14 protein-coding genes and 1 rRNA gene are annotated in these 12,872 nt (G+C 69.0%); 4 read left to right on the forward strand and 11 right to left on the reverse strand.

Translation table 11 applies throughout. The annotated features are described in order from the left end of the window. Nucleotides 1–33: 33 nt before the first annotated feature. Both FCI23_RS03875 and FCI23_RS03880 read right to left on the reverse strand, forming a co-directional pair. A complete protein-coding gene (locus FCI23_RS03875; RefSeq protein ID WP_136721988.1) occupies nt 34–750 on the reverse strand; it encodes a 3'-5' exonuclease in 717 nt (238 codons plus the stop codon). A 106-nt stretch (nt 751–856) separates the two neighbouring features. After that, on the reverse strand, nt 857–1,150 hold the full coding sequence (locus tag FCI23_RS03880) for a glutaredoxin family protein (RefSeq protein ID WP_169316671.1): 294 nt from the start codon (nt 1,148–1,150) through the stop codon (nt 857–859). Between the two features lie 161 nt (nt 1,151–1,311). Between FCI23_RS03880 and FCI23_RS03885 the strand changes: the two genes are divergently transcribed. The 3 genes from FCI23_RS03885 (at nt 1,312) to FCI23_RS03895 (ending at nt 4,748) form a co-directional block, all read left to right on the forward strand. Continuing rightward, nucleotides 1,312–2,238 carry an HAD family hydrolase gene (locus FCI23_RS03885; protein WP_136721990.1) on the forward strand — a complete coding sequence of 309 codons (927 nt, stop codon included), beginning with the start codon at nt 1,312–1,314 and terminating at the stop codon, nt 2,236–2,238. 321 nt (nt 2,239–2,559) lie between these two features. Then, nucleotides 2,560–3,345 carry an ECF subfamily RNA polymerase sigma factor, BldN family gene (locus FCI23_RS03890; RefSeq protein WP_136721991.1) on the forward strand — a complete coding sequence of 262 codons (786 nt, stop codon included), beginning with the start codon at nt 2,560–2,562 and terminating at the stop codon, nt 3,343–3,345. Between the two features lie 215 nt (nt 3,346–3,560). After that, complete coding sequence (locus FCI23_RS03895; protein ID WP_136721992.1) at nt 3,561–4,748, forward strand: DUF5667 domain-containing protein; 1,188 nt, start codon at nt 3,561–3,563, stop codon at nt 4,746–4,748. Between the two features lie 374 nt (nt 4,749–5,122). On the opposite strand, the gene FCI23_RS03900 is transcribed toward FCI23_RS03895, so the two are convergent. The 5 genes from FCI23_RS03900 to FCI23_RS03920 all read right to left on the reverse strand — a co-directional run bounded on the left by FCI23_RS03900 (nt 5,123) and on the right by FCI23_RS03920 (nt 8,882). After that, a complete protein-coding gene (locus tag FCI23_RS03900) occupies nt 5,123–6,274 on the reverse strand; it encodes a lysophospholipid acyltransferase family protein (RefSeq protein ID WP_136721993.1) in 1,152 nt (383 codons plus the stop codon). A gap of 27 nt (nt 6,275–6,301) precedes the next feature. Further along, nucleotides 6,302–7,354: an NAD-dependent epimerase/dehydratase family protein gene (locus FCI23_RS03905; RefSeq protein ID WP_136721994.1), complete on the reverse strand. Its 1,053-nt coding sequence runs from the start codon at nt 7,352–7,354 to the stop codon at nt 6,302–6,304. 156 nt (nt 7,355–7,510) lie between these two features. After that, the gene (locus tag FCI23_RS03910; RefSeq protein WP_003948845.1) at nt 7,511–7,609 is read right to left on the reverse strand and encodes a 30S ribosomal protein bS22; all 99 of its coding nucleotides are present in this window, start codon (nt 7,607–7,609) and stop codon (nt 7,511–7,513) included. Between the two features lie 116 nt (nt 7,610–7,725). Continuing rightward, nucleotides 7,726–7,935, reverse strand: a complete 210-nt coding sequence (locus FCI23_RS03915) for a helix-turn-helix domain-containing protein (protein WP_136721995.1) — start codon at nt 7,933–7,935, stop codon at nt 7,726–7,728. Between the two features lie 131 nt (nt 7,936–8,066). Continuing rightward, the gene (locus FCI23_RS03920) at nt 8,067–8,882 is read right to left on the reverse strand and encodes a phosphatase (RefSeq protein WP_136721996.1); all 816 of its coding nucleotides are present in this window, start codon (nt 8,880–8,882) and stop codon (nt 8,067–8,069) included. Between the two features lie 114 nt (nt 8,883–8,996). Here FCI23_RS03920 and aroQ point away from each other — a divergent pair, with 114 nt between their 5' ends. Next, on the forward strand, nt 8,997–9,443 hold the full coding sequence (aroQ, locus tag FCI23_RS03925; RefSeq protein ID WP_136721997.1) for a type II 3-dehydroquinate dehydratase: 447 nt from the start codon (nt 8,997–8,999) through the stop codon (nt 9,441–9,443). Between the two features lie 52 nt (nt 9,444–9,495). On the opposite strand, the gene FCI23_RS03930 is transcribed toward aroQ, so the two are convergent. The 4 genes from FCI23_RS03930 to rrf all read right to left on the reverse strand — a co-directional run bounded on the left by FCI23_RS03930 (nt 9,496) and on the right by rrf (nt 12,872). Then, on the reverse strand, nt 9,496–10,668 hold the full coding sequence (locus tag FCI23_RS03930) for an acetoin utilization protein AcuC (RefSeq protein WP_136721998.1): 1,173 nt from the start codon (nt 10,666–10,668) through the stop codon (nt 9,496–9,498). After that, nucleotides 10,619–11,851, reverse strand: coding sequence for an MFS transporter (locus FCI23_RS03935; protein ID WP_136721999.1), 1,233 nt, complete (start codon nt 11,849–11,851; stop codon nt 10,619–10,621). The genes FCI23_RS03930 and FCI23_RS03935 overlap by 50 nt, the downstream gene beginning before the upstream one ends. 168 nt (nt 11,852–12,019) lie before the next feature. Next, a complete protein-coding gene (locus FCI23_RS03940) occupies nt 12,020–12,667 on the reverse strand; it encodes an HAD family hydrolase (protein WP_136722000.1) in 648 nt (215 codons plus the stop codon). An 89-nt stretch (nt 12,668–12,756) separates the two neighbouring features. Beyond that, nucleotides 12,757–12,872, reverse strand: a 5S ribosomal RNA gene (gene rrf, locus FCI23_RS03945).

Genomic DNA, 12,872 nt, shown 5'->3' on the forward strand with positions numbered 1-12,872 from the left:
GATGTCCGGTTTGTCCAGGCGAAGTGACCGGCATCACGCGCTCCTATTACGGACATAAGGAACGATTTTCCGCCCCGGAACGTTCCCTTTTCGCCGCACCCACAGCGCACCGGAACCGGTCACCACTGGCAACTTGGGCCACTCCAGCACCGCCGCCCCCGCCAGCGCAGCCTCCTCGCGCTCCACATAGGCCCGGCCCCCCTGCGGACGTTCCCGCGTGTAATGGGCGAACAGCCGCGCCGTCGCCCGAGCGTCTCCCAGTGCCATGTGCGCCGGCCAGCCCGCCACCCCGGCCGCCTCCGCACACGCCCGCAGGCTCAGCCGGGCCGGCGCCGGGTCGCGCAACGCGGCCAGCCGCATCGTGCACACCTCGGGCACGGCGGGGAATTCCACGCCGATACGGGCATACTCCGCGGCCAGGAACGCCCGGTCGCACCCCACGTTGTGCCCCACCATCACCCTGCCCCGCAGCAACCTCAACAGCCCCGGCGCGATCTCCGCGAACCGCGGCGCCCTGGCGCGCTTGAGCTGACGGTCCTCGATCCCGTGAATATGCGTCGCTCCGACCGGTCCCTGAGGGTCGACCAGCGTCGAGAACTCACCCTGCGGCGAGCAGTCCCCGCCAAGCAGGACCACGGCCAGCTCGACCACCCGGTGCCGCCGGGAGCTCGACCCGGTCGCCTCCAGATCCACGACGGCGAACCCACCGCCGCCCACCTGCTGCGCCCCCTGAAGCCTGCCCGGGAGCACGCCGTCACCTTCCTCACCTACGCGCCCCCGCTACACAAAACGAACTCGATACTATTCGAATACGCGGGTGCAAAGGAACTACGTGGGTGCAAAAGAACGGTGCAATTCACCTGGCACCCAGCGCCCGCCGCAGCCGATTTTCGTCCACCCGCCAGAAATCGTGCTGTTCGCCGTCAACCAGGACCACCGGGATCTGCTCCCAGTACTTGCGGTACAGCTCATCATCCTGGGTGATGTCCAGCTCCTCCACGGAGGAGCCCAGCTCGCCCGTGACCTTCTCGATCACGACGCGCGCGTCGTCACAGAGATGGCAGCCCGGCTTGCCGATCAGCGTCACCGTACGATCGGCCGGATCCTTGCCATCCACGCGTGCTTTGAACAGAGGGCTCATCCCAGCCATTGTGCCCCCGCGCGCGCCGGGCGGCTCGTGGACAGGAGTTCCGGGCGGCGACGGGCCCGGGAGCAACCGATCGTTGTTCCAAACCCTTCTGATGCGAAAAGTTCATCCACCCGCACCAACCGTGAACCCGGACCGCGGAACTGACTGGATATGCTCACCACATGGCCACTCCCCGATGGCTCACCCGTGGTAGCCGCCCCGCCACTGCCCGCAACGTCCTGGCCGGCGAAGCCGCCGCCGAGGCCGCCGAGGCCGCGCTCGCCGAGAAAACGCTCGCAGACTCCGAGAAGACGCCCCCGGAGTTCCCCGTCGCCGGTGATGCGCACGCCGCCGCCTTCTTCGACCTGGACAACACCGTGATGCAGGGCGCCGCGGTCTTCCACCTCGGCAGGGGCCTGTACAAACGGAAGTTCTTCCACAAGCGCGACCTGCTCCGCTTCGCCTGGCAGCAGGCGTACTTCCGGCTCGCCGGGTTCGAGGACCCGGAGCACATGCAGGAGGCGCGGGACAGCGGGCTCTCCATCATCAAGGGGCACCGCGTCGAGGAGCTCAGAACGATCGGCGAGGAGATCTACGACGAGTACATGGCCGGCAAGATCTGGCCCGGCACCCGCGCCCTCGCCCAGGCCCACCTCGACGCCGGCCAGCGCGTCTGGCTCGTCACCGCCGCCCCCGTGGAGACCGCCACCATCATCGCCCGCCGCCTCGGCCTCACCGGCGCACTCGGCACCGTCGTGGAGTCCGTCGGCGGCGTCTACACCGGACGCCTGGTCGGCGGACTCCTGCACGGCCCCGCCAAGGCCGAGGCGGTGCGCGCCCTGGCCGCCGCCGAGGGCCTGAATCTCTCGCGTTGCGCGGCGTACAGCGACTCCTCCAACGACATCCCGATGCTCTCGCTCGTCGGACACCCGTACGCCATCAACCCCGACGCCCGGCTGCGCAAACACGCCCGCATCCAGGGCTGGCGGCTGCGCGACTACCGCACGGGACGCAAGGCCGCCAAGATCGGCATTCCGGCCGCCGCCGGAGTCGGCGCGATCGCGGGCGGCACGGCCGCGGCCGTGGCGATCCAGCGCCGGCGCCGCTGAGCGCGGACGCGGCGCGACTGGGCATCCGGCAGTCCTACCCCGTCTCCCTGCCCGCCAGTCCCCGGGTTACCACACAGCCACAACACGCACTCCACCCGAGCATTTCACGACCAAATATGGTCAAGAATGCCTCCGTGTTCGATAATTGATCGATCGTCAAAACGCACTGGAGTGGGCGGAACCGACGTTTTCAGCAACTCGGTGTAGCGTTGTCTGCACGAAGCGTTATTCTCCTCAGATGCAAGCCGGTACCCACGCGTCGCTACGACGAGTGAATGGTCCCGTACTGCACGTGATGGAAGTTCTGCCTCTGGGAGTCCCGTGTACCCACACACCGGGGTTGACGCCTCTGGCCTGGCTACGTTGCGCGCGCTGGTCATTGACCACCTGCGCGTTGTCCCCGCGTACGCCATGCCCGCTCTCGCCTTCGCCGCACCCGTGTCCACCGCAGATCCCGCCTATGCGATGGCCGAGGTCGGCACCGCCGTCGGCCGACGCGCCCGGGCCGGCAAGGCCCCGAGCCAGGGCGCCGTGTCCCGCCGCCCTGCCGCTGACAGCGACAGCGGACGGATGATGGATCTGGTCGAACGCGCGCAGGCGGGTGAAACCGAAGCGTTCGGCCGGCTCTACGACCACTACTCCGACACGGTGTACCGCTATATCTATTACCGCGTCGGCGGCAAAGCGACCGCCGAGGACCTGACGAGCGAGACGTTTCTGCGCGCCCTTCGCCGGATCGGCACGTTCACCTGGCAGGGTCGCGACTTCGGCGCCTGGCTGGTCACGATCGCCCGCAACCTGGTCGCGGACCACTTCAAGTCGAGCCGTTTCCGACTCGAAGTGACCACCGGCGAGATGCTCGACGCCAACGAGGTCGCGCGCAGCCCCGAGGACGATGTCCTGGAGGTGCTCTCCAACGAGACCCTGCTCAAGGCAGTGCGCAAGCTCAACCCGCAGCAGCAGGAGTGCGTCACCCTCCGATTCCTCCAGGGCCTCTCGGTCGCCGAGACCGCCCGCATCATGGGGAAGAACGAGGGCGCGATCAAGACCCTGCAGTACCGCGCGGTACGGACCCTCGCCCGGCTGCTCCCCGAAGACGCACGGTGAGACGTACTCGTGAGCCGTGGTTGCGCGGGTCGTCTCGGTCCGATCATCATGACTGCGTAACCCAACTCGTACGGCGCTCGTTGCATCAAATGCAGACTCCCCACTGTCGTGGCCTGCTCGCTTCCGATCACTCGATCGGGTGATCAGGCTCAAGGAAAGCAACCTTCCGGGCACTTCGGGGAGTCGAGTGTGAATGACGAGAGGAGGTGCCGTCCGTGATCGCGAATCCAACGGCGCACCGGCGGGCGAACGCCTTCGCCGAGGCCCTGGGCGACGACGAACGTCCCCAGGAGCCCGCCGCCGAACAGCATGGCGCCCACCACGCCGCGAACCGGCATGCCGACGCCGGGCAAAACCGGCTCCTGTCCCTGGCGAACGCCCTTGAGGAGGTGCCCAGGCCGAAGCTGGACGCCCAGACCAAGACCGTGCAACGCGCCCAGCTGATCGCCGCCATGGAGGCCGCGCTCGCCGACGGCACCCTGCGGGTCCCCGTACAGCGCGTCGGCAGCGCCGGTGCCACCGGCGGCAGCACCGGCGGGACCCACCGCGCGGGCAAACGCCGCCGCTGGTCCCGCAGGCTCGCCGCAAGCGGCCTCTCGGTGGGCGTCGCCGCCGGCGCGTTCGGCGGCGTCGCCGCCGCCAGCACCGACGCGCTGCCCGGCGACACCCTCTACGGCCTCAAGCGCGGCATGGAGGACATGCGGCTCGGCCTCACCAACGGCGACACCGACCGGGGCAAGGTCTACCTCGACCTCGCCTCGACCCGCCTGCAGGAAGCCCGCCGCCTCATGGAGCGCAGCCGCAGCGGCAATCTCGACGCCGAGTCGGTCGGCGAGATCGCCCGCGCCCTCTCCGGCATGCAGCAGGAAGCCGCCGAGGGCCACCGGCTGCTCAGCGCCGCGTACAAGAAGGACGGCTCACTGAAGCCCATCGCCGCGCTGTCCAACTTCTCCACCGCCCACCGCAAGGGCTGGAGCGATCTGCGCGACCGCCTGCCCTCCCAGCTCACCGACGTCGGCAACAAGGTCAACTCGGTCTTCGACGCCATAGAGCATGAAGTCGCCCCGCTGCAGAAGCTCCTTCCCCCGGCCGACCGCACCGGCAGCACCACCGACGGGCGGGGCGGCTCGCCCGGCTCCAGCACCCGCTCCGGTGGCACCGACCGTCCCGCGCCCTCGTCCTCCATGGCCACCGGCAGCGGCAAGAACAAGGCCGTGCCCTCCGCCTCCGGCAGTCCCGACAGCGGCCTGCTCGGCGGCGCCGACGGGCTCCTCGGCGGCACCGGCTCCTCCTCAACCAGCTCCGCCAGCCCCTCCGCGTCCACGACGCCGCCCTCGGTCACCCTCCCGCCCGTACTCCCGGGCCTCCTGCCCGGCCTGGGACTGACCTCGGACGACAACTAGCCGTTGCCGGGCGGGCGGGTCGGGGTTGCCTGCGGCGCTGCTCCGACCCGCCGTGCGGGCCGGTGGCCTGGTTGTGCCCGCCCTCCCCCGGCTACCTTCCCCAGCCTTCGGCCGGGAGGTGCCCCCAGGAGGTGCCCCCATCTCGCTTCGCTCGGCCCTGCGCACGCCTGCCCACAACCAGGTGGCATTTGCAGCCCGTCCGGCGTTTGAGGACTGGGGGTCCCTCCCACGCCCGCCAGGGCGTAGGAGGCGGGCCCGGGGCGGATCCCCCCACGCGGCGCCAGCCGCGAATCGGACGCAGCCGGGGAGGGGCGGGGAGGGGCGGGGAGGGGGAAGCCCGCCGCAGGCGACGACCCCCGGCGACCGCGCGCCGGTCAGAAGAAGACCGACCGCCGCTGCACCAGCAATTTGTACAGGGTGTGCTGAATCGTCTCCCGCACCTGATCCGTCAGATTGAAGACCAGCATCGGATCCTCCGCCGCTTCCGGCGTGTAATGATCCGTCGCAATCGGCTCCCCGAACTGAATCGTCCACTTCGTCGGCAGCGGCACCAACCCCAGCGGCCCCAGCCAGGGAAACGTCGGGGTCACCGGGAAGTACGGGAAGCCCAGCAACCGCGCGACGGTCTTGGAGTTGCCGACCATGGGGTAGATCTCCTCGGCGCCCACGATCGAGCAGGGAATGATCGGCACCCCGGTCTTCAGCGCGGTGGCCACAAAGCCGCCCCGCCCGAAGCGCTGGAGCTTGTACCGGTCGGAGAAGGGCTTGCCGAGCCCCTTGAATCCTTCGGGCATCACACCGACGACCTCGCCGCGCTCCAGCAGCAGTTGGGCGTCCTCGGCACAGGCGAGGGTGTGCCCGGCCTTGCGGGCCAGCTCGTTCACCAGAGGCAGTACGAAGACAAGATCAGCGGCGAGCAGCCGCAGATGCCGGCCGGCGGGATGGTGGTCGTGCACGGCGACCTGGGTCATGAGCCCATCGAGGGGAAGCGTGCCGGAGTGGTTGGAGACGACCAGGGCGCCGCCGGTGTCGGGGATGTTCTCGATGCCCCTGACCTCGACGCGGAAGTACTTGTCGAAGAACGGCCGCAGGACCGACATGAGCACCTGGTCGGTGAGCTCCTCGTCGTAGCCGAAGTCGTCGACCTCGTAATCCCCAGTCACCCGCCGCCGCAGAAACGCGAGCCCATGGGCGACCTTACGGTCCCAGTGGCCACCGAGGAGCCGGTCGGCGGCTCCGCCGAGCGCATCGCTGAGCGCGTCGGTGAGCGCGCTCACGGGCGCGGGCAGCGGGGCCGTGAGCGTAGGCGTGGCTGCCGGCAAGCTCCCGCCGGAATCACCGGAGCCGTCCGGGCCCTCGGACCCTTCCGCCGGAACGGCGGTGAGCGGTGACGCGGAGGCGCCCCCAGGGGCCGCGCCGGGGCCCGTCTCGCCCTTCTTGCGGGCGGCGGCCCGTCCCCGCGGCCGCGAAGTCCCACGACGGGCACGGGTGTCCTCGTCGAACGGGATGACCTTGGCGTCCGCCATGGGTTCGGCTCCTCCTCGTTGCGGCACTCACGTCTGGTTGCTGCCCGCAGGTTCAGGGGCCACGGCGTCCGCCAGCCAGTCGACGACGTAGGCGATCCGCTCGGGCGGGAGCAGGCCGGGGCCGCGGCTGCGAGCGAAGTCGCAGAAGGCTTCCGCGGTGGTGAACTTCGGGACGAAGCCGAGCGTCTCACGCATCTGCGTGGTGTCCACCACCCGGCCGTGTGTAAGCAGCCGGATCTGCTCCGGCGAGAAGTCGGTGACCCCCGCTGTTCGCAGCATCTGGTTCATCCAGGTCACGGCCGGCAGCAGCACCGGCACGGTGGGCCTGCCCAGCCTGCGGGCGGTCTGTGAGAGCAACAGCACTCCGTCGCCCGCGATGTTGAAGGTGCCGCTGTTCAGCGTGGACCGGCGTGGCTCCTGGATGGCGAGCAGAAGTACGTCCATCACATCGTCCTCGTGGACGAACTGCAGCCGCGGGTCGTAGCCGAAGACGGTCGGCAGGACCGGCATCGAGAAGTACTCCGCGAGCGGGGTGTCCGCCCTGGGGCCGAGGATGTTGGCGAAGCGCAGCACCGCCACCGCCACATCGGGGCGGCGCCGGGCGAAGCCGCGGACATATCCCTCGACCTCGACCGCGTCCTTGGCGAAGCCGCCGCTGGGCAGCGACTTGGGGGGCATCGTCTCGGTGAAGACCGCCGGGTCTCGGGGCGCGGAGCCGTAGACGCTGGTCGTCGACTTCACCACCAGCCGCCGCACCGTCGGTGCCTGCTGGCAGGCGCCGAGCAGCTGCATCGTGCCGATGACGTTGGTCTCCTTGAGCGCCGCCCGGTTGCTCTTGCCGGGCAGGGTGCCGCTGACATCCATGTGCACGACGGTGTCCACGGCCTGCTCGGCCAGTATTTTGGCGATCATCGGATGGCGGATGTCGGCCCGGACGAACTCGGTGCCACCCAGATCGTGCCCGGGAGCCACCGCATCGACTCCGACCACCCGGTCGACGCCGGGCTCGCGGCTGATCCGCCGTGCGATCCGGCCGCCGAGCTGCCGGGCGACTCCGGTGACGAGCACGACCTTGCCCAAGGTTCAGCGCCTTCCTTCCGCCCGGCGGAACCGGGCTTCCTGTGCACGCACCGTACCCGCTACGTGTTGCGATGGGTGTCTCTAAACGCGGCTGCCCTCCTCCCACCACTGAAAACATGGTGGGAGGAGGGCAGGAAGCACAGCAGGTAGCTCGCTTTACTTCTTGTTGCGACGCTGCACACGCGTCCGCTTCAGCAGCTTGCGGTGCTTCTTCTTCGCCATACGCTTGCGCCGCTTCTTGATGACTGAGCCCACGACAACCCTCGCTTCGTTTTCACTCGGTGCGGGGCGTCCGAGCCCACACGACCTACGTCGGCCAAGCCTACCCGCCCAGAAGCTGCGGACATAAACCGAGGTGGCCGCGGCAGCCGTTAAGCAGTCTCCACCCCCACGAAGGACTCCCGAAGATATTCCTGGACGGCCTGCTCCGGCACCCGGAAGGACCTGCCCACCCGGATTGCCGGCAGATGACCGCTGTGCACCAGCCGGTACACGGTCATCTTGGATACTCGCATTACCGCGGCGACCTCGGCCACGGTCAGGAACACGACCTCGTTGAGAGGCCTATCGCTAGAAGCCATGACACACACCTGAACCTTCCGCACATGACACGCCACCGGCTTCCCCTCCGGTGACTCCTGCTCGCATGTGCGCTCCTCCCCAGAGTAGGTGCGGGTGATGCAAGTGGGGAAGAGGAGTAGCCATCCGTTGACTACTGTGACAGACACGCTCGATTGAGTACATAGCGCGTAAGCGGTCGGTAGTAATCAGACCGCACAGCGTCATCAAGCGGAACCACGACGGACGCCCTCCCCTCCGCCTCGGCGACAAACACCGCCGGGTCGTCGGAATCCGCCAGTCCGATTGCCTCGACCCCCAGTTGACCTGCCCCGCAGATCCACCCATGGTCCCCCACCACCAGTTCCGGCAACCGGCCCCCGCGCGCCGCCGCGCCGTCCAGCGCGACCCGAACAGGGAGGGGGGAGTGCGTGTGTGCCGCCGGTGTGCTTCCGGGCGCCGAGGGATGGGACAGCCTTACGATCCCGACTCCACCTACGTACCAAAGGTTGTGCTGGCGTACGCCGATTTGGGTCGGAATGTCGACACATCGACCATGCGATGGGATGAGAACAGGGCATCCTGCCGCCGACAAGGCCATGGCCAATTCGGCGTAGAAGCCATGCAACCAGCGCGGGTGACCTGTACCGAGAAGGATCGGTTCGCGGCACACCGCAGCCCTTTTGAGACGTTTGGCGAAGGCGTCAAGCGCGGCAATTGTACGATCAGGATCAATCACATCTTGACCGGAAGTATGCCCCGGGTCAGGTGATACGCCACACCGGGCCGCCATCAGCCGCAGCAACTCCGGCTGCGTCCAGGAGCGTTCGGGCTCCAGTCCGAGTGTGGTGCGGGGGTCGCCCGCAGCGAAGAGACGATAGCTGCGCAGGCTCTTCTCCCTCAGGGTCGCCACAGGACCGGCCAGCCGGGCCGCCAGCAGATGCGCGCGAAGTACGCCGACACTCAGCACGGTCCGATCGTGACGCCGTACGCAGCCGCGCGGCACCCGAATCCGCAAAGCCCACCCCTTCGGGCGGCTGGACCGGCCGGGCCGCACGCCTGGGCGACTGCGAGAATCGCCCTCATGACTCACACGATCCTGGTCCTCAACGGCCCCAACCTCAACCTCCTCGGCCAGCGCCAGCCCGAGATCTACGGCTCGGAGACCCTCGCCGACGTCGAGACACTCGTCACCAAGGCCGCCACGGGCCACGGCATCGCCGTCGACTGCCGCCAGTCCAATCACGAGGGCCTGCTCATCGACTGGATCCACGAAGCCCGCGCCACCCACTCGGCCATCATCATCAACCCCGGCGGGCTCTCGCACACCTCCGTCGCCCTCCTCGACGCCCTCAGCGCCTGCGACGGGCTCCCGGTGATCGAGGTGCACATCTCCAACATCCACCAGCGCGAGCCCTTCCGGCATCACTCCTACGTGTCCGAGCGCGCCAACGGTGTCATCGCCGGCTGCGGCACCCAGGGCTACGTCTTCGCGGTGGACCGGGCAGCAGCGCTGCTCGCGGCGGGCTGACCGTAACCGGGAACCGACCGCCGTTCGGGGCGGGCGGCCGGGGCCCCGCCCGTTACGCCAGCAGACCGTGCGACGGGAACACCGCCCGCCGGGTCGCGAGCACCGCCTGGTCCAAGCGATCAGCGGGGTCGTAACCACCGTCGTCAAAGCTCTGCCACCGCGGCTCGCGCCCATCCGTCATCCGCAACGGCGCCACCTCCCGCGTCCGCCGGTACACCTCGCCCCGCCACACCTCCGGCACGGGCGTTGTCGCCGCGATCGGCGCACCCGCCGCGATCGCGACCAGGTGCGTCCAGCTGCGCGGCACGACCTCCGCCACCGCATACCCCCCGCCGCCCAGCGCCAGCCAGCGCCCCTCCGCGTGTTCGTGCGCCAGCCCGTGACAGGCCTCCATCACCATCCGCTGCGCATCCAGGCTCACCGCCAGGTGCGCCAACGGGTCCTCGAAATGCGTATCCGCCCCGTGCTGGGTGACGAGCACCTGCGGACGGAACGCCGCGACCAGCTCCGGCACCACCGCGTGAAACGCCCGCAGCCACCCCTCGTCCCCCGTGCCGGCCGGCAGCGCCACATTCACCGCGCTTCCCTCCGCCGCCGGACCGCCCGTCTCCTCCGGCCACCCCGTCTGCGGGAACAGCGTCCGGGGATGCTCATGCAACGAGATCGTCAGAACCCGGGGGTCGTCCCAGAAAACCGCCTGCACCCCGTCCCCGTGATGCACATCCACATCGACATACGCGACCCGCTCCGCGCCCAGCTCCAGCAGCCGCGCGATCGCCAGCGCCGCGTCGTTGTACACACAGAACCCTGACGCCGCCCCTGGCATCGCGTGATGCAGCCCGCCCGCGAAATTCACCGCGTGCTCCGTCTCACCCCGCCACACCGCCTCCGCCCCGCCGACCGACTGCCCGGCGATCAACGCGGACGCCTCGTGCATGCCCTCGAACGCCGGGTTGTCCGCCGTACCGAGCCCGTAGTCGAGCTCCGCCCTCTTCGGATCCACCGACGCCCGGCGCACCGCGGCCACGTAATCCGCCCGGTGCACCAGCCCCAGCGTCGAATCCCCGGCCGCCGGCGCCGCCACCACCGCCAGCTCCCGGTCCAGCCCGAACTCGCTGACCAGACTTCTGGTCAGCGAGAGCCGTACCGGGTCCATGGGGTGCCCGGGACCAAAGTCATAGCTCGTTACCTGCTCGTCCCACATCAGCTGTGCGCGGCCGCTCATGGCCGACACCGTACCGGGCCGGCTCCGCCGCGAACGAGCGGGCGTAGCGCAGTGTGACGAGCACCAGCAGCATCGGCACGACCATCGCCCCGCGATAACTCCACGCATCGCCCAGGCCGCCCACCAGCGGCGACCCGACCAGGAAGCCGACGTAATTGAAAATGTTCAGCCGCGCGATCGCCGTGTCGGACGCCCCCGGGAAGAGCCGCCCCGCCGCCGCGAACGTCTGCGGCACGATCACGCACAGCCCGAAGCCCAGCATCGTGAAGCCCAGCATCCCCACCCACGCCCCCGGCGCCACCGCCACCACCGCGAAGCCGCCCGCCGCCAGCACCGTCCCCACCCGTACCACGGCCACCGCGCCGAACCGCCGGACCCCGAAGTCACCGAGCGACCGGCCGATGAGGGTCGTGACCATGTAGACGTTGTACGGGACCGTCGACAGCTGCTCGGAGCTGTGCAGGGTGTCCTTGAGATACTTCGCGCCCCAGTTGGAGACGGTCGAGTCGCCGATGTACGCGAAGGCCATCACCAGGCAGAGCGGCATCAGCAGCTTCATCACGACAGGCGGCGCCTCAGCGGCCTCGGCGGCCGGCACCGCCTCCTGGTCGACGTACCAACGGCTCGCCACCAGCACCAGCGGGATCACCACCACGATCACCGGCGAGTACAGCACCAGCAGCGACAGATGCCAGTGCGCCCCCACCCACGCCAGCGACGCCCCGAGTATCCCGCCCAGGCTGTACGCCGCGTGAAAGCCGAGCATGATGCTCCGCCCGTACGTCCGCTGCAGGCTCACCCCCAGCATGTTCATCGACGCGTCCAGCCCGCCGACACACACCCCGAACACCGCCAGCGCCGCCGCCAACTGCCACAGCGCGTTCCCGGCCCCCGCCGCCAGCAGCGCCAAATACAGCACCGGCTGCACCCAGCGCAGCACCACGCTCGGCCGAACCCGGCGTACTAAGTGCTCCGTCGCCAGACTGCCCGCGCCGGCCAGCACCGGCACGGCCGCGAGAAAAGCCGGCAGCAGCGCGTCACTGACGCCGTAGCGGTCCTGCAGAGCGGGAATCCTCGTTACAAGCAGAGCGAACGCTGTGCCCTGAGCAAAGAAACTGACGGCCAGCGAGGCCCGTCCGTGCCGCAGGCGGGTGTCGGATTGGGCAGATATGGCAGCGTCCATCCCAGCTCCTTGCTCGCCTGAGGATCTGCCTTCGGGCAGCGGTCAGGGCTTGGCCGTCATGAGGTTCTTCCGAGCCGGGTGAGAAGCCCCTTCGGGGAGGAGTCACGAGCGAGCAGCGTAGGGGCTTGCATACGCAGTTGGGTAGGGCGCTGAGATCAATCTTCGGTCTCAACGCAGAAGCAGGCCCGGCAGTTCGGACATCTCACCGAACAGACCATTCGCCGGGCCCAGCTTCGCCTCCGGTGTCATCGCCGTGAAGCCGTACACATCCATCCCGGCCGCGCGCGCCGCCTGCGCGCCCAGCGGGCTGTCCTCCACCACCGCACAGCGGTGCGCCTCGAAGCCCATCGCCCCGGCCGCGTGCAGAAATAGGTCCGGTGCCGGCTTCCCACGGCCGACATCCTGGGAACTGAAGATCCGCTCCTCCCCGAAGCGTTCGTACAGCCCGGTCGTGCGGAGCGCGACCCGGATCCGCTCATGGCTCCCCGAGGACGCGACGCAGTACGGGATGCCGTCGGCATCCAACTTCTCCAGCGCCTCGGCGACTCCGGCGACAGGCCGAAGGTCACGGCGGAACGCCTCGAAGACCCGTTGGTGGAGCGTTTCGTCGAAGTCATCCGGCAGCCGCAGGCCGGAGCGCTCCAGCACCGTGTCGTGGACGCGGTGGAGGGCGGCGCCCATGTAGTCGCGAATGGAGTCCTCGTACGTGGTCGGGTGGCCGAGTTCGGTCAGATAATCCGCCAGGATCCGGTTGGAGATCGGCTCGCTGTCCACGAGGACGCCGTCGTTGTCGAAGATGATCAGGTCGTACCGCATCAGACCACTCTAAGCCGCAGGTATGACAGACGCGTCGGCGGACGCAGAAAAGCCCCCAGGCTCAGCCTGGGGGCTTTTCTATAAAGGTTGTTCGGCGGCGTCCTACTCTCCCACAGGGTCCCCCCTGCAGTACCATCGGCGCTGAAAGGCTTAGCTTCCGGGTTCGGAATGTAACCGGGCGTTTCCCTAACGCAATAACCACCGA

The organism is Actinacidiphila oryziradicis (assembly GCF_005047355.1).
Taxonomy (GTDB): Bacteria; Actinomycetota; Actinomycetes; order Streptomycetales; family Streptomycetaceae; genus Actinacidiphila; species Actinacidiphila oryziradicis.

Excerpts from the sequence above, each read along its gene's own strand:
- FCI23_RS03930 (WP_136721998.1), bottom strand. The coding sequence starts at position 10,668 with ATGAGCGGCCGCGCACAGCTGATGTGGGACGAGCAGGTAACGAGCTAT.
- FCI23_RS03940 (WP_136722000.1), bottom strand. The coding sequence starts at position 12,667 with ATGCGGTACGACCTGATCATCTTCGACAACGACGGCGTCCTCGTGGAC.
- FCI23_RS03915 (WP_136721995.1), bottom strand. The coding sequence starts at position 7,935 with ATGGCTTCTAGCGATAGGCCTCTCAACGAGGTCGTGTTCCTGACCGTG.
- FCI23_RS03885 (WP_136721990.1), top strand. The coding sequence starts at position 1,312 with ATGGCCACTCCCCGATGGCTCACCCGTGGTAGCCGCCCCGCCACTGCC.
- FCI23_RS03900 (WP_136721993.1), bottom strand. The coding sequence starts at position 6,274 with ATGGCGGACGCCAAGGTCATCCCGTTCGACGAGGACACCCGTGCCCGT.
- FCI23_RS03880 (WP_169316671.1), bottom strand. The coding sequence starts at position 1,150 with ATGGCTGGGATGAGCCCTCTGTTCAAAGCACGCGTGGATGGCAAGGAT.
- aroQ (WP_136721997.1), top strand. The coding sequence starts at position 8,997 with ATGACTCACACGATCCTGGTCCTCAACGGCCCCAACCTCAACCTCCTC.
- FCI23_RS03935 (WP_136721999.1), bottom strand. The coding sequence starts at position 11,851 with ATGGACGCTGCCATATCTGCCCAATCCGACACCCGCCTGCGGCACGGA.